A 25,535-nucleotide genomic window follows, 5' to 3' on the forward strand; every position below is an offset into this window, starting at 1 on the left:
ACCGTTATCAGGAAAAACAGGATTCTCGCCGCTCAGAGCCGCCAGGCAAAGCGGCCGAAACCGCTTTGCCTGGGATCAGAGCAGGACGAGCTCGACTTCGACGTTGCCACGCACCGCATTCGAGTAGGGGCAGACCTGGTGCGTCGCTTCGAGCAGGGCCTGCGCCTCTTCGCGCTCCAGGCCGGGAAGGCTCACCTCCAGCTTGACGGCCAGACCGAAACCGCCCTGGCCGTTCTGACCGATCCCGACAGTGGCTTTCACCGACGAGGACGCGAGACGAATCTTGCGCTGCCCGGCGACGAAAGCCAGAGCGCTGTCGAAGCAGGCCGCATAGCCGGCAGCGAAAAGCTGCTCGGGGTTGCTCAAGGCGCCGCCGGCGCCGCCCATCTCCCTGGGGATGGCCAGCTGCAGATCGAGCACGCCGTCCGCGCTGAGAACCTTGCCATTGCGACCGCCGGTCGCGGTGACCTGGGTTGTGTAGAGGACTTTCATCGGAATCTCCCTGTGGTTTGTTGTGTGCGATTGAATCGCGTGCGATATATATTCATCGAAAGCCGCGGATTCGTCAACACCCGGCCCGAACAAGCTCATCGAGGAAACCGCTCGAAACACGCTGTCTTAAGTTTGTCTTAATTTCCGGAGCGCAGAATCGTTTCTGTCCCGAACACGGGAACCCACAAAACCAACCCCAAGGATTTGAATCATGAAGAAGCTGCTCGCCGCCCTGTTTGCCCTGACCTTCGCTGCTGGCGTTTTCGCCGCTGAAGCTGCCCCCGCGACCGACGCTCCTGCCGCTACCGCTTCGGCTCCTGCCAAGGCCAAGGTCAAGAAGCACGTCAAGAAGCACGTCAAGAAGGCTGCCAAGAAGGCTGCTCCGGCTGCTGACGCTTCCGCTGCCAACTAATCTGGCTCCGCTTGGCGCCTTGATGGCGCCGCAACGAAAAGGCCCCGCTCGTCGGGGCTTTTTTGTTTTGGCGGCATAATCGGCCATCCCTGTTTCTGTAAAGGTATCCGATGCGAATCCTGTTGGTCGAAGATGATCCAATGGTCGGCGACGCGGCCCGCGCGGGTCTGGTCGGAGCCGGTTTCACCGTCGACTGGGTCCGCGACGGCCACGCAGCCGAGCTGGCTCTGGAAGCGAATCAGTATGCGGCGGCGGTGCTCGACCTGGGCCTGCCCAAGCGCGATGGCATGCAGGTTCTGACCACGCTCAGGCAGCACAACAACGGCCTGCCGGTGATCCTCGCGACTGCGCGCGACGCGGTTGCCGACCGCATCGCCGGCCTCAACGCCGGCGCCGACGATTACCTGACCAAGCCTTTCGATCTGGACGAGCTGGTCGCCCGGCTGCGCGCGGTGATCCGCCGCAACTCCGGCCGCGCCCAGACCGTGATCCAGTGTGGCGCGATCAGCTTCGACACCGATCGCCGCGAAGTGCGCCTCGCCGGCGAACTGGTCACGCTGTCCAGCCGCGAACTGTCGCTGCTCGAGATCCTGCTCGAAAAGCCGGGCGCCGTGCTCTCGCGCGAAACGCTCGAAGACCGCCTCTTTGGCTGGGGTGAAGAACCCTCATCGAACGCGCTCGAAGTCCACCTCCACCATCTGAGGCGAAAGCTCGGCGCCGCCCACATCCGCAACATCCGCGGCGTCGGCTACAAGGTGGTCGGATGAAGCGTTCGATCCGGCGCACCCTTCTCGTCTGGCAGGTCGGTGCGCTGCTGCTGCTCGGCGTGATCGCGACCGGAGTCACCGTCCTGCTCGCCGAACGGACCTTTGAGGCCCTGCGCAACATCGAGCTGACCCAGATCGCCGATGCGATCGCTCGCCACGGCATAGACAGCGAAACCAACGACGACCCGGGCGACTTCCTGAGTCAGGTCTGGGAAGCCGACGGCACGCTCGCCTTTGCGAGCCACAGCGCCGAAGTGCCGCTGCCCAGCCAGCTCGGTCACTATGACTTCAGCTTCGAGAGCCACCGCTGGCACGGCTATGTCGCCCGCTATCAAGGCTTGACCATTCTGGTCGCCCGCGAAGCCGGCGCCCGCGACATGCTGCTCGAGCGGCTGCTCGTGCCGATGCTCGCGGTCGTGATCGGCCTGACCCTGTTGCTCGCGGTGCTGACCTGGGAGCTGGTCGGCCGCACCTTGGCCCCCCTGGTCGGTCTCCAGCAGGAGCTGACCGTGCGCGAGCCGGCCGCGCTGACACCGCTGCCGAACGAAAAGCTGCCCGGCGAACTCGTGCCTCTGGTCGAAACGCTGAACGGGCTGTTTGCGCGCGTCGAAAACCTGCTCAGCGCGCAGAGCCGCTTCGTCGCCGACGCCGCGCACGAACTGCGCACACCGGTTACCGCGGTCAAGCTCTATACGCAGCTGGCGCAGCGCAGCGAGGATGACGCCTCGCGCGAAGATGCTCTGCAGAAGATCCAGGCCAGCTGCTCGCGTGCAACCCATCTGGTCGAGCAGCTCTTGACCCTGGCGAGGCTTGAACCCGAGGCGGGGCACACGCCGCAGCCGGTCATGCTGAGCGAACTGGCCCGCGATGTCGTCGTCGGCCAGTCCGCGCTCGCCGAAGCGAAGGACATCGACCTGGGAATCGCGCGTTCAGAGGACGCGCAGTGCCTGGGGCACATCGATGACCTCAGGGTCATGCTGAACAACCTGGTCGGCAACGCGATCCACTACACGCCCGAAGGCGGGCAGATCGACGTCAGCGTTCTCGCCGGTCCGGAGGGCGCCGAATTGCGCGTCGAGGACACGGGGCCGGGGATCCCTGTCGAGGAGCAGGCGAGGGTCTTCGACCGCTTCCACCGTCTGGCCGGTGCCGACAAACCCGGCAACGGCCTGGGCCTCGCGATCGTCAAGCGGATCGCCGACCGTCACGGCGCGACGATCCAGCTCGCGAACCGCGAGAGCGGAGGCCTCGCGATCCGCGTGATCTTCCCGCCCGCCGCTCAGGCCTAACCGAGGAACATCTTGTAGACCGGGTTGGCCGTCTCGTCGACGTACTCATAACCGAGCTTGGCGAGGAAGTCCGCAAAGTCCTTCTCGTCTTCGGGCTGGACCTGAATCCCGACCAGAACCCGGCCGTAATCGGCGCCGTGATTGCGGTAGTGGAAAAGCGAGATGTTCCAGTCCGAGCGCATGTGGCTCAGAAAGCCCATCAGCGCACCGGGGCGCTCGGGGAAAGTGAAGCGCAGCACCCGCTCGTGGTCAGCCGCCGGAGCGTGGCCGCCGACCATGTGGCGAATGTGCAGCTTGGCCATCTCGTCGTCACACAGATCCAGAGTGTCGAGTTCGTGCCGCCTCAGGGTCTCGACGAGCTTCAGCGATTCGGCGCGCGAAGCGACCTGGACGCCAACGAAGACATGGGCCTGATCCGCGCCCGCATAGCGGTAGTTGAACTCGGTGATGTTGTGACGCCCGATCACCGAGCAGAACTTGCGGAAGCTGCCCGGCTTCTCGGGGATCGTCACGGCGAGCACCGCTTCGCGCTGTTCGCCGATCTCGGCGCGCTCGGCGACGAAGCGCAGCCGGTCGAAATTCGTGTTTGCGCCCGAAGCGACCGCGACCAGAGTCTTGTCGCGCAGCTTGTGCTGGACCGCATAGGCCTTGGCTCCGGCCAGCGCCAGGGCGCCGGAAGGCTCGAGGATGGAGCGGGTGTCTTCGAACACGTCCTTGATCGCGGCGCAGATCGCGTCGGTGTCGACGAGCACGACTTCGTCGACCAGCTCCTGGCAGAGGCGGAAAGTCTCCTCGCCGACCAGCTTGACCGCGGTTCCGTCGGCAAACAGGCCGACGCTGTCGAGCGCAACGCGCTTGCCGGCCGCCAGCGACTGCTTCATCGCGTCGGCGTCGAAGGTCTCGACACCGATCACCTTGACCTCGGGCCGAACCCGCTTGATATAGGCCGCGACACCGGCGATCAGACCGCCCCCGCCGATCGCGCAGAACACCGCGTGGATCGGTTTCGTGTGCTGGCGCAGGATCTCCATGCCGATCGTGCCCTGGCCGGCGATCACATCGGGATCGTCGAAGGGGTGGACGAAAGTCAGCTTCTCCTCTTTCTCCAGCTCCTTCGCCTTCGCGTAGGCATCATCGAACGAAGCGCCGCAGAGCACGACTTCACCGCCGCGGGCGCGCACCGCATCGACCTTGATCGCCGGAGTCGTCTCCGGCATCACGATCACGGCCCGCGTGCCGAGCTTCTGCGCCGACAGCGCGACGCCCTGGGCGTGGTTGCCCGCCGACGCGCAGATCACGCCGCGCTTCAAGGCCTGGGGCGAGAGCTTGGCGATCTTGTTGTAGGCGCCGCGGATCTTGAACGAGAACACCGGCTGCATGTCTTCCCGCTTCAGGTAGATGCGGTTGTGGCTGCGGGCGGAGAGGTTGGGCGCGAAGTCGAGGGGAGTTTCCACCGCCACGTCGTAGACGCTGGCGTTGAGGATGCGTTCGAGGTAATCGTTCTGCATGCTGCCTGCCGGTGAACCAGGGGAAGCCGTTCACGGTAGCAGCCGAAGGGCCGCACCATCAAGGAGCGGATCCCGGGTGTGGTTTCCGTGCCCAGCCCAAGAAGAGCTGCGGCCCCCGCCTCGCTATACTGAGCGGCTATCCAGCTGCCTCCGAGTCCCGCCATGATCCAGCGCCTCAATCCCACTGCCCGCTATGCCGATGCCGTCGCGCACCAGGGCATCGTCTACGCCGTTGAAGTCCCGGCCACCGAAACCGACGACATCGCGACCCAGTCCCGCGAAGTGCTCGAAGCGCTGGAAGCCACTCTGGCCCTGTCGGACAGCGGCAAGGACAGGCTGCTGATGGCCACCGTCTATCTGACCGACATCGCGGCAAGCTACGACGCGTTCAACGCCGAATGGGAGCGCTGGCTGCCCGCAGGCGCCGCGCCGGTGCGCGCCTGCGTCGAAGTCCGCGCGCTGACCCATCCGGGCTGGAAAATCGAGATCGCGGTCACCGCCGCGGTCGGCGAAGGCAAGGACTGAGCAAGGCGCTTTTCAGCGCACCGCCGGCAGCTCTTCGAGCGCCGGTCCCTCACCGAAGGCGTCGCGGATCGGTCTGAGGTTTTCGTGCTCGTGCGCGCAGACCGCCGGACTCTCCGGGCAGGTCGCGAGGAAATCGTGGCGGAAGCGCTCGAGCAGCCCCTGGTCGTGCAGCACCGTCGCGAGCACGTTCAGCGCGTCGATCCGCTCCCGATAGACGCCCGGCTTCACACCCGCCCCGTAGAACAGCGCCCCTCCCTTTAGCCGTCCGTGCGCCGAGGCTTCTCCGCCATCGCCCGGTGCGAATTCATCGAAGGTCACGATCAGCAGGCTGTTGTGATGGACGGCCCATTCCGCGTAGGGGGCGATGTGGGCCGAGAGCCAGGCATCGGCTTCGGCAAGCGATCCGCTACGCCCGGCGTGCAGTTCATTCGGGATCAGCAGCGCGACGGTCGGCAGCTTCGCGTAAGCGAGGGGTTTGCCCTGCGCGTCGAGCGCAAAACCGCGCCAGTGCCGGCCCTGCTGATCGGTCGTCGGCAGGAAACCGAGATTGGCCTCGGGAGGCAGCAGGAAACGCCTGCGGCTCTCGGGGATCTCGCGGCTCGCACCGGGCAGCGCGATCCAGTTGATCGCCGGATTGTGCTTGCGGCGGTAGAAGTCCATGCCGGCGATCGGGTCACCCGGCTCGTCCCAGTAGGGATTGGGAAGGTTCTCGGCGAAGCTCGCAAAGCTCTTGCCGGCTTCGCGCAGCGCGGCGCCCAGGTTCGCGGTCGGAAAAGGCCGCCAGTCGGCAGGAATCAGACGGTTACCGACACCGTGAGGCGTTTCGCTCTTTTTGGCCAGCAGGCGATTGCCCGAGCTCGTCAGACTGACTTCTCCGATATAAGGCGAAGCCTTGTCCTCGAACCAGGGCGGCAAAACCCCCTGATTGCTGCCCGAAAAGAGGTAGAGCTGGCTGGCCTGGCTGGGGCGAACGGGAAGGGGCGCATTGACTCCCGGAGTGCCGCGCCGGTAGGGGGTCTCGGTCGGCCCGAAATTGACGAACTTCGCGCCGTGCGCGGGATCGTCGGCCAGGCGGTTGATCAAGGCGAGGGAGGGATTGCCCCAGATCCGCTCGGCCCCGCCCACTTCGGCGGAACGGTTTTCAAGGGCTACGATCACGATGTGATCCCAGGCTCGGGCCTGTGCGGCTGAGCTCAGGCAACACAGAAACAGGGCGGGCAACAGACTTTTGAACATTCTCATCGGCAGTCATCGAGAAGGAAAGGGAGTCTAGCCCGATCTCAAAAAAGGCGGACAGGGGTATCGTTGCTGATCCATTTTTTCGGGAGTGCTCATGAACAAGCTGATCGCCATCGCCGCCGCGCTGATCCTCGCTACTTCGACCGCCTTCGCCGCGCCGAGCGAAAAGGATTCCGCGGGAGGCCTGAAGGAAGCGCTGACTCAGGGCGCGGGAAGCGCAGTCTCGCTGCTCGGTCGCAAGGACGGCTTCCTGGCCAATCCCAAGGTCCATATCCCTCTTCCCGACAGCGCGCGCCAGGCCGAAAAGCTGCTGCGGCTGATGGGCAAGGGCGAAGAGCTCGATGCGCTCGAAACCGCGATGAACCGCGCCGCCGAAGCCGCGGTTCCGCAGGCCAAGACCCTGCTGATCTCGGCGGTCAAACAGATGAGCTTCGATGACGCGCGCCAGATCCTGACCGGGGGCGAAGGCGCGGCGACCCGTTATTTCCGCAGCAAGACCGAAGCGACGCTGACGACCCAGTTCCTGCCCATCGTCAAGCAGACGACCGGAAGGTTCAAGCTCGCCGGGCAGTACAACGATCTGGCCGGCAAGGCTTCGGCGATGGGCCTGCTCAAGCCCGAAGACGCGTCGGTCGAACGCTATGTGACGCGCAAGGCACTCGACGGCCTCTATCTGCTGATCGCCGAAGAGGAGAAGAAGATCCGTGAAAACCCGCTCGCGGCAGTCGGCAAGCTGGCCAGGCTGGTCTTCGGCAGCCTCTGAGGCGCGTCAGAGCAGCACTTCGCCGCGGGCAAAGATCACGGCTCCGCCGCCGACCCGCACCGCGGTGATCACGCCATCGCACTTCTCCGCCTCGAGTTCGAGGCGGCTGGGCCGGCCCATGTCGACACCCTGCTCTATCGTCCAGGCGAGCCGTGCCTCCCGGGCTGGCACGCGACTGGCGAGCAGAGCGCCCAGCGCGACAGCGGCCGATCCGGTGGCCGGATCCTCGATGATGCCCAAGGCCATCCCGAACAGGCGCGCGTGCAGAAGCTCGGGCGTCTCCGGGTAGATCAGGTAGATTCCGCGCGCTCCGTAACCGGGCAGGGCTGCCATTGCAGCGCCATCGCCGCGGGCGCGGGCAAGCGCTTCGCGGCTCGCAAGTTCGACGCAGAGAAAGGGCGAACCGCAGGAGGCGATCGCGGCGCCCGGAACGATATCGGCAAGCTCCAGCCCGATCATCGCGGCGATTTCAGGATCGGGGGGCGCGGCGAGAAAGCTGGGCGCCTCGGCCGCGGTCAGCTGGGCCGAAACCGGACGACCACCGCGAACCGTCAGCCGGACCGGAACCGGGCCGACGCCCTCTTCGAGCACGATCGTGCTCACTCCTTCAGGAGTCGGAATCCGCCCGAGGCTGGCCAGCGCGATCGCGACACCGACGGTCGGATGGCCGGCGAAGCGAAGCTCCTGGGCCGGAGTGAAGATCCTCACCCGCGCCGTGTGCGCGGCATCCTCGGGCGGCAGCACGAAGATCGTCTCCGAGAGGTGCATCTCGACCGCGATCTTCTGCATCGTGTCGGCTGAAAGCCTCCCCGCATCAGGAAAGACGGCCAGCGGGTTGCCCGTCAAAGCGGTATCGGTAAAAACATCGACGATCAGATAGGGCAGGGACATCGGAACTCCTCAAAGTCTCCCGCGATTATCCTCCGGGTACTCAAAGCGTGCGACGGTTCGCGGCGGCATTCGCCTGGGCAATGCGCGAGGCGTCGCGGTGGCCGATCACGACGATCCTGGGCAGCGGCGCTTCGGCGCGGGGCAGCCGTTTGGCAACGACGACGATCCGGGCGACCGGCGCTTCGGCGGCCCAGGCCTGGCCCATCCCGCCGAGCGCAGCAAAGCCGGTCAGCGCAAAAGCGAGCGTGCGAATGGATGTCTTCATGGCTGTCTCCTCGTTTTTCAGTGCTGTCAGTATCGAAGCGGGGAGAACAGAGCGCAGTCGGTTTGCGACGCGCTGCCGCAGAAGCCGAATGAAATGCAGCCAAACGCGACAGATGGTGTAGTTTATGGATAGGCGAAGCGAAATCGCGCAGCCCGCGCGGGCCTGCAGAGGAAGCCGTGCGAATGCGATGAAGTCGGGCACAAAAACGCGGACCGTGCGATGATCGCGCCCGGGCAAAAGTTCCACACACCGAGAACCCTTGCCCTTTGATGCTGGAACGTGCTCCGATCTGGCTTTCCGGGCTGTTCCGGCGTTTGATACCCGCGCTGCGGTGTCGTCATTGCAGCGCCTGAACCGGAGCACTCACCATGACAAGCAAGCTTGCCGCGACGCCCGAATCCCCTGCCGCCGTGATCTCTGAAAAAGACTTGCTCGCGATGCCGGAAGAGGACTACATGAATCCGGCTCAGCTCGCGTTCTTTCGCGCGCTGCTCCTCAGGTTGAAATCCGAGCTGCAGGCCAACGCCGATGCAACCGGCGTGAACCTGAAGGCCACGGTACCCGAAGCCGACCCGAACGACCGCGCCTCCCAGGAAGAAGAACACGCACTGGAACTGCGTGTGCGCGATCGCGAACGAAAGCTGCACCAGAAGATCGATGAAGCGATCCGCCGGATCGACAGGGGTGAATACGGCTGGTGCGAGGAAACCGGTGAGCCGATCGGCCTGAGCCGCCTGATCGCCCGCCCCACCGCAACGCTGAGCCTGGAAGCCCAGGAGCGACGGGAGCAACGTCAGAAGATGCAGGGCGGCTGATATGAGCAGCGTTCGCCCGAGGGTGCGCTACTTCTTGCGCGCCCGCGGGTGAGCCTGGTCATAGACTTTGGCCAGATGCTGGAAATCCAGGTGCGTATAGATCTGGGTCGTTGCGATGCTGGCGTGACCCAGCAACTCCTGAACCGCCCGCAGATCGCCCGAGGACTGCAGCAGGTGACTCGCGAAGCTGTGTCGCAGCATGTGCGGATGCACAGCCAGGCCTTGCCCGCTCGCCTGAGCCCATTTCTTCAGTGCCAATTCGATTCCGCGCGGCGAGATCCGCCCCCCACGCGTATTGACAAAAAGCGCCGCCTCGGCGCTTGCGGCAAACTTCTCCCGCTCGACCAGCCAGGCGTCCAGCGCCTCGCGCGCGAGCCGTCCAACCGGAACCGTCCTCGTCTTCGCACGCTTGCCGAGCACGGTGACTTCCCCTTGTGCAAAGCTCGAACGCGCTTCGAGATCCAGCGCCGCGAGCTCGGACAAGCGCAGACCTGACGAGTAGAAGAGCTCGAACATCGCGCGATCGCGCGCCGCGAAACCGTAGCCGGGCCGCGCGTCGAGCAGGGCCTGGGCCTGTTCGACCGAAAGCGCGTCGGGCAGCGGTTTCGGCGATTTGGGCGCGCGCAGCCCGATCAGCGGATTGTCGACACAACCCCCCTTGAGCGCCCACCAGCCGAAAAACCCGCGCCAGGCCGAGAGCTGCCGCGCGATCGAACGACCAGAGAGTCCCTGGCCGTGCAGGCGGGCGACATAGCGGCGGAAGTCGTGCAGCGACAGGGTAGCGAGTTCTCGCCCCGCCGCGAGCGTCAGCAGCGATTCGAGGTCGCGGCGGTAGGCTTCGAGCGTCTTCGGGCTGAGCCTGCGCTCAAAGCCCAGCAGATCCAGCCAAGCCAGCATCGGCGCGCTCAGCTCAGGGCGCTCGGAGGCTTCAGCCATCGATAGAGAAAACCCGGCCCATGCAGACGATGTCATCATAGCGATCGCCGTCGCGGGCAGCCCGCCGTTTGAGACCTTCGCGGACGAAGCCGAACTTCTCGTACAGATGGAGCGCCCGGGCATTGCTCGCCCGCGCCTGCAGCTCGACGCGCTCGAAACCGCGTGTCCGGGCAGCGGCGATCGCGGCGGTAATCAGGGCATGGCCGATTCCGCCGCCCCGGTACTCGGCCAGAACACCGAGCCCCATCACTCCGACGTGCGCATAGAGCGGCCGCCCCTCGGGCAGGATGTCGCACCAGCCGACGACGCGTCCGTCGGCGACCGCGACGAGCTGGGGATAGCCTTGCTCGATCGCTTCGCGCACATAGGCAACCGTGCCGTCGAAGGGGAATGCTTCGAACGCGGACAGATAGAGCCGCTCCAGCGCGACCGACTCGACCGCGGCATGAAAGCCGACGATGTCGTCCTCGGTGATCTGCCGAACGACATAAGCGCTCATCGCCGCCTCAGCCGACATAGCGGATCAGCGCCGAGCTGACCAGTTCGGCGATCCGTGCGACGTAGAGCGTGCCCATCTCGGGAAAGAAGCGCTTCGGATCCTCGCTGCCGAGCACGAGCATGCCGAAAGCGACTCCGTCACGGCGCAGCGCCATCAGCGTCACCGAGCGGACGTGCTCGCCGGCTTCGCCGAGCCAGCCCAGCACCTCGGGCTGATTGGCCGGACCGCAGTAGGGATGGCGCAGATCGGCCGCGAAAAAGCGCAGCTCCTCAGAGACCGGCGCGAACTCTTCGGTGTCGCGGGTGATGATGCTGTTCCAGATCCGCAGTGCGACGTGCGGCACGGCGAAATCGTCGATGAGGTGGGAATCGATCGCGCGGCAGACCGCTTCGATGCTGTTCGCTTCGAGCAGACTCAGCGAAAAGCGGTGCACCCGCTCGCCGATCACGTCGTTCTCCTCGCCGAAGCGGACCAGTTCCGCCGTCTTCTCCTGCAGCCTCTGCAGCTTTTCGCGCAGCAGCTGGAGCTGGCGCTCGGTCAGCGAGATCGCCTGTCCAGTATCCGGATGAGGAACCGAGATCCTGGACAGCAGCTCGGGCTGCTCGTTGAAGAATTCCGGGTGGGCCAAGAGCCACGCGGAGACATCCTGTTCTGTCATGTTCTGCAACCTTGAAAGACGCTCAGGCGATCTCGATCTCGCCTTCAAAGACGGTCGTCGCCGGGCCGGTCATCATGACCGGCTGGCCCGGACCGTCCCAGGCGATCTCGAGCTCGCCGCCGTGGGTCTGAACGCGGACCGGACTCGTGAGCAGACCGCGGCGGATGCCGCTGACGACCGCCGCGCAGGCGCCCGTGCCGCAGGCCAGAGTCTCGCCGGCAGCGCGCTCGAAGACACGGAGTCTGATCGAATGCGCATCGACGATCTGCATGAAACCGGCATTGACCCGGGCCGGAAAGCGCGGGTGGTGTTCGATCAGCGGCCCCTGGATCGCGACCGGAGCGGTATCGACATCGGCGACGACCTGGACAGCATGGGGGTTGCCCATGCTGACCGCGCCGATCGTGATCGTCTCGCCGGCCACGTCGAGCAGCTGCTCGGGCGCATCGGAGTCGGACAGGAAAGGAATGCGGGCGGGCTCGAGCACCGGCGCGCCCATGTTCACGGTCACGAGGCCACTATCGAGCAGGCGCGGCGAGATGACTCCGGCCAGCGTTTCGACGCGGATCTCGTCCTTGTCAGTCAGCCCCTTGTCGCGGACATAGCGGGCAAAACAGCGCGAACCGTTGCCGCACTGCTCGACTTCGCCGTCGATGTTGAAGATGCGGTAGCGAAAATCGACGTCGGGCAGACGGGACGGCTGGACGATCAGGATCTGGTCGCAGCCAATGCCGAAGCGGCGGTCGGCGATGATGCGCGCCCGTTCGGGCGTGATCTCGAAAGCCTGGCGGATCGCGTCGATGACGACGAAATCGTTGCCCAGACCCTGCATTTTCGTGAAACGGATTTTCATCGTCTGATTGTCCCACACCTGGAAGCCGGCGCGCACTCACAGGTCTTTCCGACTCTATGCGAAATTCATTAGACTGCGGCTTTCTCAGCAGAGGCGAACATGCGCAGGATTTCGCAAACCGAACTCGATACCGCCGTCGAGCGCGGAATACTGAGCGCCGCATCGGCCGACGCGCTGTGGTCCTTCCTATCGGACCGGCAGGAGGCCGATCAGACGCCCCGCTTCGACTTCACCCATGTCCTCTACTACCTCGGCGGCATGCTGGCGATCGGCGCGATGTCGCTATTCATGACTCTGGGCTGGGAGAGATTCGGCGGCTGGGGCATCTTCTTCATCGCGCTCGCCTACATGGGCGTCGCGCTGGGCCTGGCGCGCCGCTTCGAGCGGGAAAACCTGCTCGCTCCGATGGGCATCATGGCCACGCTGTTCGTCGTGCTCGTTCCGCTCGCAGTCTGGGGTCTGCAGAACGCTTTCGGGCTGTGGCCGCCGGGCGGCCATGACGCCTATCGCGACTACCACGCCTGGATAGACTGGCGCTGGATCACGCTCGAAGCGGCGACCCTCGTCGCAGGAGCACTGATGCTGTGGCGCTGGCGCGCCCCCTTCCTGGTGCTGCCGGTCGCGGTCACGCTGTGGTACATGAGCATGGACCTGGCAGTCTTCTTCGCCGGCGCCGACACCGCGCATTACAACAGCGGGCTATGGGAATTCCGCCAGTGGTTCTCGCTCGGCTTCGGTCTGGCGATGCTCGCCTTCGCACTGCTCGTCGAACTGCGCAGCCGCGGCGGACGCGACTATCCGTTCTGGCTCCACCTGTTCGGGTTGATCACTTTCTGGGGCGCGCTGAGCTCGATGCATTCGGATCTGCTCTCGGGCAAGCTCACCTATCTCGCGATCAACCTCGCGCTGATCGTCTTCGGTGCGCTGCTGGTGCGCAGCATGTTCGCGGTCTTCGGCGGCCTGGGCACGGCAATGGTGCTGGGCGATCTGGCCTGGCGCTACTTCAAGGACAGCTGGCTCTTCCCGATCGCGCTGACCGCGATCGGCCTCGCCGTCGTCTTCGCCGGAGTCGCCTGGAAACGCCGCGCGCGTGAGCTCAGCGAAGGACTGCGCGACCTGCTGCCTGCGGAGCTCGCCGAGCTTCTCGCTGCGCGCCAGAGAGCGCGCTGAGGCTCAGTAAAAGCCCGGCTCGCCTTCGGGCCGGGTCTTGAAGCGCTTGTGCACCCAGTAGTACTGCTCGGGCATCGCGAGCACTTCGCGCTCGATCGCCTGGTTCATCCGCAGCGTGTCGGCCACCTCGTCGCCGCTCGGAAAATCTTCCCACGGCGCGCTGATCGTGACCGTATAGCCGCGTCCCCACGGCTTCATCCTGACGATCGCGCTGACCACTTTCGCGCGTGCCATCCGCGCGATCCGCGGCAGACCGGGAACCGTCGCGGCGGGCACACCGAAGAAGGGCACGAAGATCGAATCGCGCGGCCCGAAGTCCATGTCCGGCAGGTAGTAGAAGATCCGCCCGCCTTCGCGCAGCTTCTTGACCGCGCCGCGCACGCCTTCCTGACGCGAGAGCAGGAACTGGTCGCCGAAGCGGCTGCGTCCGTGGAACAGCCACTTCTCGAGGATTTTGTTCTTCTGGGACGAATAGATCGACACGCTGTTCACTTCGGTCGCGAGTCGGGTCGCCGCAGTGTCCAGCGCACAGAAGTGCGGCACGAGCAGGATCACCGGCGTACCCTCGCCGAGCAGCTTATGCACTTCCTCCAAGCCTTCGACCTCGACGAGGCGGCGGATCCGCTCGCGCGAACCGAACCAGAGCAGACCGCGTTCGAGGAAGCTGCGCGCGACACACATGAAGTGACGACGGGCCAACTTCGCACGCTCGGCCTCGGTCAGATCAGGGAAGCACAGGCGCAGATTGGTCAGCGTGACGCGGCGACGCGGCGCGACGAGCCAATAGAGCAGCCAGCCCAGGGAATTGCCGACCGCGGCCTGAACGGGCAGCGGCAGCCAATGCAACAGCCAGACGAAAACGACGACCAGATGGCTCATCAGAGCGACTCCACTTCAGGGCCGGGGACTCCGGCCGGTGTCTTGTATCGGTCGTAGCCCCACAGGTACTGACCGGGACAGCTGAGGATCTGGCGCTCCAGCGCCGCATTGAGCGCCGCGACCCGCTCGGGCAGTGGCGCATCGGGCAACTCCAGCGGCTCGGCGCCAAAGTGGAAACCCCGGCCCCAGGGAAGCCGGCGGGCGAAGACGATGAAAGGCGCGGAACCGCCGCTGCCGGCGAGCTTCGCGGCCAGCGTCATCGTATAGGCCGGGCGACCGAAGAAGGGCGCCCAGACCCCCTCGCCGGCCTGTGGCACCTGATCGGGCAGGATGCCGATCGCCTCGCCACTGCGCAGCGCCTTCAAGAGCGCGCGCACGCCGCTCGAATCGGCTGGCACTGCGCGCATCCGGCCGCGGTTGCGACCGACATCCATCAAGGGGGCCAGGATCGCCTTGCGCGGGCGGCGGAAGAGCACCGTGATCGGTCCGCCAGCGACCGAATAGTATTGGGCCGAGATCTCGAAGCTGCCCAGATGGGGTGTCACGAAGACGATGCCACGACCCGCCGCGAGCGCCGCCTCGACCTTGTCCCAGCCCGAAGTCGAGCGAACCGCCCGGGCGAGCTGATCCTGGCTGCGCGTCCAGACCCAGGCGGTTTCGAGCGAGGCCTTGCCGGGTTCGACGATCGCCGAAAAGAGCTCCTTGGAGCGCGGCGGACGGCCTAGCGCAGTCCGCAGATTGCTCATCAACTCCCGCCGGTAGCCGGAGGCGAAGAGCCAGACCAACAGGCCCAGCAAGGCACCGAGCAGGTGGAGGACGAGGAGGGGCAAGGCGCCGAGCAGGCGGAATATGGCGTTCACGTGGCGAGAAATCTAGCTAAGCAAATACCTGGAGGGGTTTGACTGGGGTTTTGACGCGGATGGATAATAGCCGAATCGCCGAGTTAAACGACAACTTGCAGGGCGGCCTATAAATACTGCTAAAGCGTCGCCCGCTCACAAACCCCTGAGTCGGCCGCGACGGCAGATGAAGGGGTTTTGTTTTTTGGAGAGCACATGAGCAACGATTTTCTCTTCACCTCCGAGTCCGTCTCGGAAGGCCACCCGGACAAGGTAGCCGACCAGATCTCGGACGCCATCCTCGACGCGATTCTGGCCCAGGACAAGTATGCCCGGGTTGCAGCCGAAACGCTGTGCAACACCGGCCTGGTGTTGCTGGCCGGCGAAATCACGACCCACGCGAACGTCGACTACATCCAGGTCGCCCGCGACACGATCCGCCGGATCGGCTACGACAACACCGACTACGGCATCGACTACAGGGGCTGTGCGGTTCTGGTCGCCTACGACAAGCAGAGCCCCGACATCGCCCAGGGCGTCAACAAGGCCTACGATGACCAGCTCAACACCGGCGCCGGCGACCAGGGCCTGATGTTCGGCTACGCCTGCGACGAGACACCGCAGCTGATGCCCGCGCCGATCTGGTACGCCCACCGCCTCGTCCAGCGCCAGTCCGAACTGCGCCGCGACGGCCGCCTCGACTGGCTGCGCCCGGACGCGAAGAGCCAGGTCACTTTCCGCTATGTCGACGGCAAGCCCCACTCGATCGACACGGTCGTGCTCTCGACCCAGCATTCGCCCGACGTCTCGCAGGAGACGATCCGCGAAGCAGTCATCGAGGACATCATCAAGTCGGTGATCCCGGCCGAGCTGCTCAAGGACACCAAGTACCTCGTGAACCCGACCGGTCGCTTCGTTGTCGGCGGCCCGCAGGGCGACTGCGGCCTGACCGGCCGCAAGATCATCGTCGACACCTACGGCGGCGCCTGCCCGCACGGCGGTGGTGCGTTCTCGGGCAAGGATCCGACCAAGGTCGACCGCTCGGCCGCCTACGCGGCCCGCTATGTCGCGAAGAACATCGTTGCGGCCGGCATCGCCCGTCAATGCCAGGTGCAGGTCTCCTACGCGATCGGCGTTGCACGCCCGATCAACGTGACCGTCTATACGGAAGGCACGGGCGTGATCCCCGACGAGAAGATCGCCGAGCTGGTCCAGCAGCACTTCGATCTGCGCCCGCGCGGCATCATCCAGATGCTCGACCTGCTCCGCCCGATCTACGAGAAGACCGCCGCCTACGGCCACTTCGGTCGCGACGAAGCCGAGTTCACCTGGGAAGCAACCGACAAGGCCGCAGCACTGCGCGCAGCGGCAGGGCTTTAACGGGGTTTCGCAGAGCACTGCTCTGCGCCGTTAAAGCCGGCCCGATGTGCAAATCGGGCCGTAGAACTGAAGTGGGAATTCGCGAAGCACTGCTTCGCGCCACTAAATCCGGTTCGGCATGCAGACCGAACCGTGGGATTTGCCGTGGAGTTTCGCGAAGCACAGTCTCGAGAGGGTCCGCACCGAAGGAGTGGATCCTCCTCTTTCTGCGCTCGCACCGGCCTTGGGCTGTCAGGCCGCGGCCAGAACCCCAACGCCCTGCACTGCGGTGCCATTCAACGCTGACATATCGATGACCCGCTCAGCCATCTTTATCGTCTCGGGCCGGTGGGCGATGATGATCCGGGTCAGGCTGAGGCCGGCGATCGAATCGTTGACGAGGCGCTCGCGCGCGACATCGAGGTGGCTGGTCGCCTCGTCGAGCACCAGCACTTTCGGCAGGCGATAGAGAGCCCTTGCCAGCAGCAGCCTCTGCTTCTGTCCGCCCGACAGGCTCGAACCCATGTCGCCGATCAACGTATGAAAGCCCATCGGCATTTTGACGACGTCCTCATGGACGGCGGCGAGGCGGGCCGCATCCTGGATCCGCGCGAGATCGATCCGGTCGTCAAAGTTCGCAATGTTGTCCTGCAGTGATCCCGAGAAGAGCTGGTCGTCCTGCATCACGACGCCGAGCAATTTGCGCCAGTTCGCCGCTCCGAGCTGGCTCAAGGGCAGGCCGCCGACCTTGATGACCCCCTCGCTCGGTTCGGCCAAGCCCAACAGAAGCTTGACCAAGGTGCTCTTGCCGCAGCCCGAGGGGCCGACGATTGCGACGTGCTCGCCCGCCTCGATCTTCAGGTTCAGATGGCGCAGAACCCAGGGTTCGCGCTCGCCGTAGCGGAAACTGACGTCCTCGAATTCAATGCTCGTTTCAACGAGGCTCGCCGTGTCCAGCGCCAGCGGCAGACTGCCATCAAGCTTCTCCTGGTCAGTCAGCACGATGTCGGCGAGCCGTTCAACCTGAAGGTTCAGCATCTTCAAATCGATCGCCTTGTCGATGAAGCCGCTCATCCGGCCCGAGAACGAGTCCTTGTACGAGATAAAGGCCAGCAGCATCCCGACCGACAGCAGGTTGTCCATCGCGAGCTGCGCGCCCCAGTACAGCGTGACGAGGCTCTCGATGCCGAAGAGCAACGCGTAAGCGGTGCTAAAGCCGATCGTCATCTTCTGCGTGCTGACGTGGCGGTTCGTCGCCTGGACCAGCAGGTTCAGCCACTTGGCACGACGCTTCTCCTCCTGGCCACCGAGCTTGACCGACTGCACGCCGCGCAGCGATTCGAGGAAGTGGGTCTGCTCGCGCGCCGAGATCGCTAGGTATTCGCCGCTCGCGCGTCGTAGTGGAGCGTAGCTCGCGATCCGCAAGACCGCATAGAGCGCGATCGCGACCAGTGCAACGACGGCGAGCCGGGCACTATAGACGAACATCAGACCCAGCGTCAGTGCTGCGAATACGCCGTCGAGCAGCGCTTCGACGAGCGAGCCGGTCAGCGTCTGCTGGATCGTGTTCAGCGACTGGAAGCGCGAGACGATGTCGCCGGTGTGGCGGGTCTCGAAATACTTCATCGGCAGCCGGATCAGATGCCCCATGACCCGCGCCGACCACTGCACGTTGAGCTGGGTCGACAGCGCGAGCACGACCCAGCTCCGCGCGGCGGACACGACGACCTTCAAGAGCAGCACGAGCAGGAAGCCCAGGCCCAGCAAGCTCAGCAAATCCTTGTCGCCGGACACGATCGCGCCATCGACGATCCACTGGACGAAGAAGGGCGAGATCAGCGCGAAGACTTCGAGCGCGGCGGCGAGCAGCAGCATCTGCGCGAGACTGCGCTTCCAACCGACCGCGCGGCCGATCAGCTGCCGCCAGCCGATCGCTGGCGGAGCCTCCTTTTTCTGAAAACCCTCGGCCGGCGTCAGCTCCAGCGCGACGCCGGTGAAATGCTCGCTCGCCTCGCTCAAAGAAACCTTCCGTTCGCCCTGGGCCGGGTCGTGGATCAGGATTCCCTTCGCCGAGGCCTTGAGCAGCACGACGAAGTGGTTCAAATCCCAGTGCAGGATGCACGGCGTCTTGAGCTGATCGAGTTCGTCCAGCTCCAGCCTTAGCGGCCGGCTCGCAAAGCCCAAGGCGGAGGCGATCTGCATCAGATCGGCCAGGGTCGCGCCGCGCAGCGACAACGAGAAGCGGGTGCGCAATTCCGCGAGTTCGACCTCGTGGCCGAAATGCGCGGCAATACCGGCAAGACAGGCGAGGCCGCATTCGGAGGCGGTTGTCTGAAAAGACAAAGACATAAGCGTCAGACTCACTTCTTTCAAGCGAACGGGTTGATCATGTGCAACAGCATCTGCAAGCACAGAAACGCCATCTCTTTCGGGTCCGGGCACTCGCCCAGCAACGCGTCCAGCTGCTCCGGTGTCAGTTTCATGTAACGCCTCCTTGCCCCAGGGGGCTATCTTCTCAGAGGTCAGTTACACAGTTCAATTTGCAGACTCTAGATCAATTAGACCGCTCTATTCTCAGGCTTGAGCTCAGCGATGCAAAAAGACATTCTTTACATATACCCAGATCGCACCATAAAACGCAAAAGCAACAAAGAATATTATGGCCAGAGTGCCAAAATCCATCCAATCAACATCAATAGTTGATTCAGAAATGTGGATTACAGCAATAGCTGAAATCGTTGAAGCCACGCTTAATACAAAAAACAACCGCAGGCGATTTATTTTTCCCTTTTCAGCAAAATCCACCAGTTTTTCTGAAATTTTGTCATTTAGCATATTCACACCTTCTGCCATGAATACCTGAACGGCCTATAGCCATTCAGGTATTTTCTATAGTCTATCCTGTCATTTCATTTTGACAGATACCTGTAAAACCTGCTCCCAATGGCCCATCCACATCCAAAAGAAACTCCAAGCGCGGCACCCGCTGCTGCCCCAAGCGCAGTAAGGCCAAGAGCCGCAGTGGCAGTCCCTCCCGAGCTAATCGCAAAAGAGAGTCCCATACCTCCACCGATTGCACCTCCTAAAGTGGCTCCAGTTTGAACGGCATTACCTCCACCGGAAACGAGTTCAACGTCATACATCGAAAGCGTATCCATGACGAAAATCCTCAAATTGGAAGTTGACAATCACCTCCGCGTGTCCGCGGCCCTTTGCCTCGTCGTTGCGCACCGCCGAGTCAAATCCGTCCCGTCAGGCTGTAGAGCGGCTCGAATACCCACTCGATCAACCTGCGCGTGTCCTGTTCGATGTCCGCCTCGACCAGCATGCCAGCGGTCAGGGGCGTCGCCTTTCCGTAGGTGCTGACCTGTTGTTTGGCGAGGCGGACCGAGATCCGGTAGAGCCCTTCGGCGTTCTGCGCATTGGGCAAAGTCGGGGGCAGATCGGCCGCGGCGAGTTGGCTGCGTGACACGGTCGCAACGATGCCGCGGTATTGGCCGAACTTCTGATAGGGATAAGCTTGGTAGCGCAGCCGCACGCTCTGGCCCGGCTCGACGAAGCCGACCGCGCGCGAAGTCAAAAAGAGCTGGGCTTCGAGCTTGGCGCCGGCTGGCAGCAGCGTCGCGAGCGGTTGATTGCCGACGCTCTGCCCGACTTCGGCGAGCAGATTCGTCACGATGCCGTCGGCCGGCGCGGTGATCGCGTAGCGGTCGCGCGCGGCCGCTTCGCTGTTTTCCTGGGTCAAGGTCGCGAGATTGCGGTCGATCTCGGCGAGCTGGCTCTCGGTGCGGGTCGGCAATTGGCGCAGATCGTCCTCGCTCGCGGCGATCTCGCGCAGCAGGGACGAGCGGGTGCGCTCGGCGCCGGCCAGCCGGGCCTGAAGATCGGTCAGCTCTTCGTCGGTCTGCTGGACCGCCTGTTCGCTGACGAAGTGCGCGGCGGCCAGCTGCCGCTGGCGCTCGCCATTTTTCCGCGAATAGGCGATCCGGGTCTGGATCAGCGCCGACTCGCGTTGGGCCTGCTGCAGCTCGACGTGCATCTGCGCGAGGCGCCGGATGAGCGCGTCGCGGGACTGCTGGGTCAGCCGCGCGGTGGTTTCCTTCTCGCGCAGCAAGGAAAGCTTCTTGTCCGCATAGCTGCGCTCCAACACGTCGGCCAGCCGCTCGCCCGAACCCGCGCCGAGCCGCCGCTCGTCGGCGAGCACCGCGAGAACCTGACCCTTGCGGACGAACTCGCCTTCATGGACGCGCAGCTCGGTGACGACTCCGGCCGCAGGGGCTTGGATTCTCAAGGCGCCGCCCAAGGGCACCAGCACGCCGGCCGCGGTGGTCCGCTTCGTGTAGTGACCGAGGAAGAGGAAGGCGAGGATTGCCGCCGCGACCGCCGCCGCGCCCCAGGCGAGCAGCCAGCCCGCCAGCGGCCGAGCCAGCATGATGTCTCCATGCAGGCGGTCGGTCTGGGCTGCGAGTGCTTCGGGGCGGAAGAAGGCCATGACGAAGACCCATCCACTTATGACAAAAACTTACATCTACTCATAGTGCTTAGCCTGCTAAGTGCGAGTCGACTCGCCTGGGTTTGCGTGACAAATTTCACAGGCACAGTCAGAAGACCATGATCACCCCGTGACCTATTCCACATTACCGCCCAAACAGCCTTTGATTTGTTGAGGAAATGTGCTGTAGCAGATCCCGTCGCAGCAGTTTTCTAGGCATCGAAGCGATCGATGTTGCGATTGAGCAGCCCGAGGCACAAGCTGAAAGCGAGCGTGCCAGCAATCTGTTCCCCCGACCTGCAAGGGCCATGCGCAGCGAAACTCAGCCCTCTCAAATCGCAGCTAAGCTCGCCCACACACTGTCGTCGAAATCCAGCCCCCTTCCGTCAACTCCAGCCTCATCAGAAGGATTTGATTTCTCTGCCCCCTGCATGAGAAGTGCACAACCCGAACAGCGCGATGCACACTTGCGCGCCGTCAAGCAAATCGCATCCATCCCTGTTCCGGAATACCGATTTGACATTACATTCGCAGCCTTTCACGACTCCCTGTTCGGACGAGGAAAGCCATGCTGCATCGCTCCATCCTGTTGCCCGTTCTACTGTCCGCAATCCTCTGCGCGTCCTGCGGTGGAGGGGGCAGCGAAGAAGCCTCGATTCCGACCACGAATCCCGGCGACGGCGTCCATTTCAACCCGAGCTATGGAACCAACGCGGCTTTCGTGCCGATCGGCAACGATTCGAGCGAAGCCGAGTTCTGCGCCGATCAGGGCAAGAGCCGCTGGAATGACTATCTGCTCGAGAACAACACCTGGAACAAGGGGACCGTCACAGGCTACACGAGCTGCATGACGATGAAGGCCGGCGTGGCCCCAGGCGTCAGCCCGAGCTGGCGCTGGAGCTGGCCGCTCTCGGGCGGCGATGCGGTTCGCGATTATCCGGAAGTGATCTTCGGCCAGAAGCCCTGGTATGCGAGCTCGACGACCGGGGCTCTGCCGCGCGTCGTCAATACGCTCGCGAGCGTCACCGCGCGCTTCGGAGCCCAGCTGGAGCATTCGAGCGATGGGGGCGGAAATTTCGCATTCGACATCTGGCTCACCACGTCGAAGAGCATCGCTCCCGGCGGGTCCTATCTTCCGCTGCACACCGAGCTGATGATCCTGCTCGACAACTGGGGTTCCTACCAGCCCGCCGGCAGCAAGATCGCCGAAGTAACGATAGACGGCGTCGTCTGGGAGCTCTATCACGCCACGGCGGGTTGGGGACCGTCGCCGTGGAGCTATGTAAACTACCTGCCCAAGACCCGCCTCACTTCGCCCTATCAAGTGAACATCCACCACTTCCTCGCCGATCTGAGCGCGCGCGGCCTGATCACCGGCAAGGAGTGGCTGGCCTCGGTCGAGCTGGGCACCGAGATCCTGGCAGGCAGCGGCAGCGCCAGCCTGCAAAACTACTCGGTTCAGGTGGAGCTCAATTAGGGTTTGCGGCCCTCCCACGACTGGAGCGAGGGCCGCAAAGCGTGGCGCGCGCAGCGAAAGGCTGATCTACGCTGAGCGCGGGGGCTTCGTGAAATCAATGCTCTGGGCTAGAATGCCTTCCCCTTCCGAGGAGCGCTGCGAGAGGTTTTCACCTCCCAGGCTCGGAACCCCATAGGCGCCAGCGCCATGGGCATGAACCGCGCTCACCTGTCCAACCCTCGCCGGGCTTGGGTAGCGTGAGCGAGCCGGCCTCCGGCACCGCACCACCACCCTCCCGGCCACACCGTTCAAGGAGTTCAGATGAACACCGTGGCTGACACCAAAGATTATGTGATTGCCGACCTGTCGCTCGCCGACTGGGGACGCAAAGAAATCCGCATCGCCGAGACCGAAATGCCCGGCCTGATGGCGATCCGCGAAGAATACGCGGCAAGCCAGCCCCTGAAGGGCGCACGCATCACCGGCTCGCTGCACATGACGATCCAGACCGCGGTGCTGATCGAAACCCTGGTCGCGCTGGGCGCTGAAGTGCGCTGGGCGTCGTGCAACATCTTCTCGACCCAGGATCACGCGGCAGCGGCGATCGCCGATCGCGGCATCCCGGTCTTCGCGATCAAGGGCGAATCGCTGGTCGATTACTGGAACTACACGCACCGGATCTTCGAGTGGCCCGACGGCGGCTTCTCGAACATGATCCTCGACGACGGTGGCGATGCAACGCTGCTGCTGCACTTGGGCGCCCGCGCCGAGAAGGACCTCTCTGTCATCGCGAAGCCGACCTGCGAAGAGGAAACGGTGCTGTTCGCGTCGATCCGCGCCAAGCTCGCGACCGATCCCGCCTGGTACTCGACCCGCCTCGCGCAAATCAAGGGGGTCACCGAAGAGACGACCACGGGCGTGCACCGTCTCTATCAGATGCACGAGCGCGGCGAGCTGAAGATTCCGGCGATCAACGTCAACGACTCGGTCACCAAGAGCAAGTTCGACAACCTGTACGGCTGCCGCGAGTCGCTGGTCGACGGCATCAAGCGCGCAACCGACGTGATGATCGCCGGCAAGGTCGCGGTGATCGTCGGTTACGGCGATGTCGGCAAGGGCTGCGCGCAGGCAATGCGCGCTCTGTCGGCCCAGGTCTGGGTCGTCGAAATCGATCCGATCTGCGCGCTGCAGGCGGCGATGGAAGGCTACCGCGTCGTCACGATGGACTACGCGGCCGACAAGGGCGACATCTTCGTCACGACGACCGGCAACGTCCGCGTGATCGCGCACGACCATATGGCCCGGATGCGCGACGAGACCATCGTCTGCAACATCGGCCACTTCGACAGCGAGATCGACGTCGCGTCGCTCGAAAAGTACCAGTGGGAAGAGATCAAGCCCCAGGTCGATCATGTGATCTTCCCGGACGGCCACCGGATCATCCTGCTCGCGAAGGGCCGCCTCGTGAACCTCGGTTGCGCGACCGGTCACCCGAGCTATGTGATGAGCTCATCCTTCGCGAACCAGACCATCGCCCAGATCGAGCTCTTCGCGCGGACCGAGCACTACCCGGTCGGCGTCTATACGCTGCCCAAGCACCTCGACGAGAAGGTCGCGCGCCTGCAGCTCAAAAAGCTCAACGCGCAGCTTTCGGTGCTGACGCCCGAACAGGCCGCCTACATCGGCGTGCCGGTCGAAGGTCCGTACAAGGCCGAGCACTACCGCTACTGATGCGCGCAGCCCTCCTTGCCGGGGCCGTCCTGCTGCTCGCCGCCTGTGTCGGCGAGCAGTGGGTCAGACTCACCCCTGACGAGCAGCGGAAACTCGCGACCCCGGGTATCCGCGTCAACGCGATCACGAGCGAAGCCGCACCGATCGTCGCCGACATGATGGCGACGACCGAAGCCGAAGTGCTGGCGACGGGGCGACCTCTGACAGCGGACGAGCTCGTGCTCGCCCGCTCGCTCGGCGTCGGCGAGCCGGAAAAAGTGCGGATCGCGATCCGCGAGACCTTCCCGGTACCGCGCGACGAGAGGCTGGTCCAGGCCGCCCGTGAATATGGTCTGGTCCTCGGCTCCGCGGACGAGGCCGGCCGGACCCAGGGCCATGCGATCCTCGTCAAGCCCGCTTTCGCGTCTTCGCGCCGGGTTCTCGCGCACGAGCTGGTCCATGTCGCGCAGTTCGAGCGTCTGGGCGGAATCGCGCCTTATGCGCGCGAGTATCTGATCGAGCTTCTCGTAGTCGGAGAGAAGCGCGCACCGCTCGAACAGGAAGCGACTGCCCGACAGGGAGGCTGACATGGCGATGAACTCGTTTCACGCACGCCAGGGCAAAGCGAAGCCGGCCAAGCCTGAGGCTGCGCCCGAACAACACCGGAAGCTGCGCGCCGACCAGCGCCTGGTCGCGGCCCACCTCGCCGCCTCGCGCAGCGCAGCCCAGAAGCTGATCGCGTCCGGGCGGGTGAGCTGGAGCGGCAGCGGCGCGACGAGGATCCTCGCCAAGGCATCCGAAATCCTTCCCGACGATGGCGAGTTCGCCGTCGATCCCGAAAACATCTGAGCGCCCAGGCGCACCGAGAGCCTCATGACCCAGGCCAGAACCTTCAGCATCGAACTGTTCCCGCCCGCAACCCAGGAAGGGCTTGAACGGCTGCGGCTTGTCCGCGCCCAGCTCGCCCAGCTCAAACCCGCCTTCTTTTCAGTCACCTATGGCGCCGGCGGCTCGACTCGCGAGCGCAGCATCGAAGTGGTTCGCGAGATCCAGAAAGAGGGCCTTCCTGCCGCGCCCCACCTGTCCTGCATCGGCGCGACCCGCGACAGCATCCGCGCCCAGCTCGCCGAGTTCACCGAGATGGGCGTACGGCGCATCGTCGCGCTGCGCGGCGACCTGCCTTCAGGCATGGCCGACCCCGGAGAATTCCGCTACGCGAACGAGCTGGTCTCCTTCATCCGCGAGGAGACCGGCTCACGTTTCCACATCGAAGTGGCCGGCTACCCCGAGTTTCACCCCCAGGCGCGCAACGCCGTCGACGACCTCGATGCCTTCGCGAACAAGGTCAGGGCCGGCGCGAATTCGGCGATCACCCAGTACTTCTACAGCCCGGATGCCTATTTCCATTTTGTCGAGGAAGTCTGGTCGCGCGGCATAGAGGTTCCGATCGTCCCAGGCATAATGCCGATCGCGAGCTTCTCGAAGCTGGCCCGCTTCTCGGACGCCTGCGGCGCCGAGATTCCGCGCTGGATGCGCCGTCGCTTCGAGAGCTTCGGCGACGACACGGCCAGCATCAAGGCTTACGGCCTCGATGTCGTGACCCTGCTCTGCGAACGCCTGCTCGAAGGCGGCGCCCCCGGCCTGCACTTCTACACGCTGAACCAGGCCGGTCTGACCTCGACGATCTGGCAGAGACTGGGATTGAGCTGAGTGGGTTG

Annotated in this window: 27 protein-coding genes and 1 riboswitch; of the genes, 13 read left to right on the forward strand and 14 right to left on the reverse strand. The window is 64.3% G+C overall.

The annotated features are described in order from the left end of the window. Positions 1 to 75: 75 nt before the first annotated feature. Positions 76 to 492 carry an organic hydroperoxide resistance protein gene (locus tag ACHFB9_RS17685; RefSeq protein WP_417068833.1) on the reverse strand — a complete coding sequence of 139 codons (417 nt, stop codon included), beginning with the start codon at positions 490 to 492 and terminating at the stop codon, positions 76 to 78. Between the two features lie 211 nt (positions 493 to 703). On the opposite strand from ACHFB9_RS17685, the gene ACHFB9_RS17690 reads away from it, so the two are divergent. From ACHFB9_RS17690 to ACHFB9_RS17700, 3 genes are all read left to right on the forward strand, one after another. Beyond that, the gene (locus tag ACHFB9_RS17690) at positions 704 to 904 is read left to right on the forward strand and encodes a hypothetical protein (RefSeq protein ID WP_417068834.1); all 201 of its coding nucleotides are present in this window, start codon (positions 704 to 706) and stop codon (positions 902 to 904) included. Between the two features lie 110 nt (positions 905 to 1,014). After that, a complete protein-coding gene (locus ACHFB9_RS17695) occupies positions 1,015 to 1,671 on the forward strand; it encodes a response regulator (protein WP_417068835.1) in 657 nt (218 codons plus the stop codon). Then, positions 1,668 to 2,960 (forward strand): ATP-binding protein, encoded by a 1,293-nt coding sequence (locus tag ACHFB9_RS17700; protein ID WP_417068836.1) that lies wholly within the window; start codon positions 1,668 to 1,670, stop codon positions 2,958 to 2,960. The genes ACHFB9_RS17695 and ACHFB9_RS17700 overlap by 4 nt, the downstream gene beginning before the upstream one ends. Here the strand turns inward: ACHFB9_RS17700 and ilvA are convergent. Next, a complete protein-coding gene (ilvA, locus tag ACHFB9_RS17705) occupies positions 2,957 to 4,468 on the reverse strand; it encodes a threonine ammonia-lyase, biosynthetic (protein ID WP_417068837.1) in 1,512 nt (503 codons plus the stop codon). The genes ACHFB9_RS17700 and ilvA overlap by 4 nt on opposite strands. Positions 4,469 to 4,630: 162 nt before the next feature. Between ilvA and ACHFB9_RS17710 the strand changes: the two genes are divergently transcribed. After that, entirely contained in the window at positions 4,631 to 4,993 is a 363-nt protein-coding gene (locus ACHFB9_RS17710) for a RidA family protein (protein ID WP_417068838.1), read from the forward strand. 12 nt (positions 4,994 to 5,005) lie between these two features. Here ACHFB9_RS17710 and ACHFB9_RS17715 read toward each other — a convergent pair whose 3' ends face one another. Next, complete coding sequence (locus tag ACHFB9_RS17715; RefSeq protein ID WP_417068839.1) at positions 5,006 to 6,151, reverse strand: alkaline phosphatase family protein; 1,146 nt, start codon at positions 6,149 to 6,151, stop codon at positions 5,006 to 5,008. Between the two features lie 175 nt (positions 6,152 to 6,326). Here ACHFB9_RS17715 and ACHFB9_RS17720 point away from each other — a divergent pair, with 175 nt between their 5' ends. Continuing rightward, the gene (locus ACHFB9_RS17720) at positions 6,327 to 6,995 is read left to right on the forward strand and encodes a DUF4197 domain-containing protein (protein WP_417068840.1); all 669 of its coding nucleotides are present in this window, start codon (positions 6,327 to 6,329) and stop codon (positions 6,993 to 6,995) included. A 6-nt stretch (positions 6,996 to 7,001) separates the two neighbouring features. On the opposite strand, the gene ACHFB9_RS17725 is transcribed toward ACHFB9_RS17720, so the two are convergent. Together ACHFB9_RS17725 and ACHFB9_RS17730 are read right to left on the reverse strand one after the other, a co-directional pair. Further along, positions 7,002 to 7,886 (reverse strand): PhzF family phenazine biosynthesis protein, encoded by an 885-nt coding sequence (locus ACHFB9_RS17725; RefSeq protein ID WP_417068841.1) that lies wholly within the window; start codon positions 7,884 to 7,886, stop codon positions 7,002 to 7,004. Positions 7,887 to 7,926: 40 nt separating this feature from the next. Then, positions 7,927 to 8,151 (reverse strand): hypothetical protein, encoded by a 225-nt coding sequence (locus ACHFB9_RS17730; protein ID WP_417068842.1) that lies wholly within the window; start codon positions 8,149 to 8,151, stop codon positions 7,927 to 7,929. A gap of 368 nt (positions 8,152 to 8,519) precedes the next feature. Between ACHFB9_RS17730 and dksA the strand changes: the two genes are divergently transcribed. Next, the gene (dksA, locus tag ACHFB9_RS17735) at positions 8,520 to 8,966 is read left to right on the forward strand and encodes an RNA polymerase-binding protein DksA (protein ID WP_417068843.1); all 447 of its coding nucleotides are present in this window, start codon (positions 8,520 to 8,522) and stop codon (positions 8,964 to 8,966) included. Between the two features lie 27 nt (positions 8,967 to 8,993). On the opposite strand, the gene xerC is transcribed toward dksA, so the two are convergent. Genes xerC through dapF form a run of 4 tightly spaced genes read right to left on the reverse strand, consistent with a single transcriptional unit; the run spans position 8,994 to position 11,912 of the window. After that, positions 8,994 to 9,902 carry a tyrosine recombinase XerC gene (gene xerC, locus ACHFB9_RS17740; protein ID WP_417068844.1) on the reverse strand — a complete coding sequence of 303 codons (909 nt, stop codon included), beginning with the start codon at positions 9,900 to 9,902 and terminating at the stop codon, positions 8,994 to 8,996. Further along, positions 9,895 to 10,401 (reverse strand): GNAT family N-acetyltransferase, encoded by a 507-nt coding sequence (locus tag ACHFB9_RS17745; protein ID WP_417068845.1) that lies wholly within the window; start codon positions 10,399 to 10,401, stop codon positions 9,895 to 9,897. Before ACHFB9_RS17745 ends, xerC begins: the two co-directional genes overlap by 8 nt. Before the next feature lie 7 nt (positions 10,402 to 10,408). Next, complete coding sequence (locus tag ACHFB9_RS17750) at positions 10,409 to 11,059, reverse strand: DUF484 family protein (protein WP_417068846.1); 651 nt, start codon at positions 11,057 to 11,059, stop codon at positions 10,409 to 10,411. Positions 11,060 to 11,081: 22 nt separating this feature from the next. Further along, positions 11,082 to 11,912, reverse strand: coding sequence for a diaminopimelate epimerase (gene dapF / locus ACHFB9_RS17755; RefSeq protein WP_417068847.1), 831 nt, complete (start codon positions 11,910 to 11,912; stop codon positions 11,082 to 11,084). A 99-nt stretch (positions 11,913 to 12,011) separates the two neighbouring features. On the opposite strand from dapF, the gene ACHFB9_RS17760 reads away from it, so the two are divergent. Continuing rightward, positions 12,012 to 13,082, forward strand: coding sequence for a hypothetical protein (locus ACHFB9_RS17760; RefSeq protein ID WP_417068848.1), 1,071 nt, complete (start codon positions 12,012 to 12,014; stop codon positions 13,080 to 13,082). Positions 13,083 to 13,085: 3 nt separating this feature from the next. Here the strand turns inward: ACHFB9_RS17760 and ACHFB9_RS17765 are convergent, their stop codons facing one another. Continuing rightward, positions 13,086 to 13,961 carry a lysophospholipid acyltransferase family protein gene (locus ACHFB9_RS17765; protein ID WP_417068849.1) on the reverse strand — a complete coding sequence of 292 codons (876 nt, stop codon included), beginning with the start codon at positions 13,959 to 13,961 and terminating at the stop codon, positions 13,086 to 13,088. Continuing rightward, positions 13,961 to 14,821 carry a lysophospholipid acyltransferase family protein gene (locus ACHFB9_RS17770; protein WP_417068850.1) on the reverse strand — a complete coding sequence of 287 codons (861 nt, stop codon included), beginning with the start codon at positions 14,819 to 14,821 and terminating at the stop codon, positions 13,961 to 13,963. Before ACHFB9_RS17770 ends, ACHFB9_RS17765 begins: the two co-directional genes overlap by 1 nt. A gap of 195 nt (positions 14,822 to 15,016) precedes the next feature. On the opposite strand from ACHFB9_RS17770, the gene metK reads away from it, so the two are divergent. Then, entirely contained in the window at positions 15,017 to 16,180 is a 1,164-nt protein-coding gene (gene metK, locus ACHFB9_RS17775) for a methionine adenosyltransferase (RefSeq protein WP_417068851.1), read from the forward strand. 231 nt (positions 16,181 to 16,411) lie between these two features. Here metK and ACHFB9_RS17780 read toward each other — a convergent pair whose 3' ends face one another. From ACHFB9_RS17780 to ACHFB9_RS17790, 3 genes are all read right to left on the reverse strand, one after another. Then, positions 16,412 to 18,508 carry a peptidase domain-containing ABC transporter gene (locus tag ACHFB9_RS17780; protein ID WP_417068852.1) on the reverse strand — a complete coding sequence of 699 codons (2,097 nt, stop codon included), beginning with the start codon at positions 18,506 to 18,508 and terminating at the stop codon, positions 16,412 to 16,414. A 237-nt stretch (positions 18,509 to 18,745) separates the two neighbouring features. Next, the gene (locus ACHFB9_RS17785) at positions 18,746 to 19,012 is read right to left on the reverse strand and encodes a hypothetical protein (RefSeq protein WP_417068853.1); all 267 of its coding nucleotides are present in this window, start codon (positions 19,010 to 19,012) and stop codon (positions 18,746 to 18,748) included. Between the two features lie 385 nt (positions 19,013 to 19,397). Further along, positions 19,398 to 20,651 carry an HlyD family efflux transporter periplasmic adaptor subunit gene (locus ACHFB9_RS17790; RefSeq protein ID WP_417068854.1) on the reverse strand — a complete coding sequence of 418 codons (1,254 nt, stop codon included), beginning with the start codon at positions 20,649 to 20,651 and terminating at the stop codon, positions 19,398 to 19,400. A 568-nt stretch (positions 20,652 to 21,219) separates the two neighbouring features. On the opposite strand from ACHFB9_RS17790, the gene ACHFB9_RS17795 reads away from it, so the two are divergent. The 5 genes from ACHFB9_RS17795 (at position 21,220) to metF (ending at position 25,527) form a co-directional block, all read left to right on the forward strand. Further along, positions 21,220 to 22,128 carry a GH12 family glycosyl hydrolase domain-containing protein gene (locus ACHFB9_RS17795; protein ID WP_417068855.1) on the forward strand — a complete coding sequence of 303 codons (909 nt, stop codon included), beginning with the start codon at positions 21,220 to 21,222 and terminating at the stop codon, positions 22,126 to 22,128. Between the two features lie 121 nt (positions 22,129 to 22,249). Beyond that, positions 22,250 to 22,340: riboswitch (S-adenosyl-L-homocysteine riboswitch) on the forward strand. An 88-nt stretch (positions 22,341 to 22,428) separates the two neighbouring features. Next, the gene (gene ahcY, locus ACHFB9_RS17800; RefSeq protein ID WP_417068856.1) at positions 22,429 to 23,838 is read left to right on the forward strand and encodes an adenosylhomocysteinase; all 1,410 of its coding nucleotides are present in this window, start codon (positions 22,429 to 22,431) and stop codon (positions 23,836 to 23,838) included. Continuing rightward, entirely contained in the window at positions 23,838 to 24,404 is a 567-nt protein-coding gene (locus ACHFB9_RS17805) for a hypothetical protein (protein WP_417068857.1), read from the forward strand. Before ahcY ends, ACHFB9_RS17805 begins: the two co-directional genes overlap by 1 nt. A gap of 1 nt (position 24,405) precedes the next feature. Beyond that, on the forward strand, positions 24,406 to 24,666 hold the full coding sequence (locus tag ACHFB9_RS17810) for a hypothetical protein (protein WP_417068858.1): 261 nt from the start codon (positions 24,406 to 24,408) through the stop codon (positions 24,664 to 24,666). Positions 24,667 to 24,690: 24 nt separating this feature from the next. Next, positions 24,691 to 25,527 (forward strand): methylenetetrahydrofolate reductase [NAD(P)H], encoded by an 837-nt coding sequence (metF, locus tag ACHFB9_RS17815; RefSeq protein WP_417068859.1) that lies wholly within the window; start codon positions 24,691 to 24,693, stop codon positions 25,525 to 25,527. The last annotated feature ends 8 nt before the right edge of the window (positions 25,528 to 25,535 follow it).

The sequence above is a fragment of the Niveibacterium terrae genome, assembly GCF_048213115.1.
In the GTDB taxonomy this organism is placed as follows: Bacteria; Pseudomonadota; Gammaproteobacteria; order Burkholderiales; family Rhodocyclaceae; genus Niveibacterium; species Niveibacterium terrae.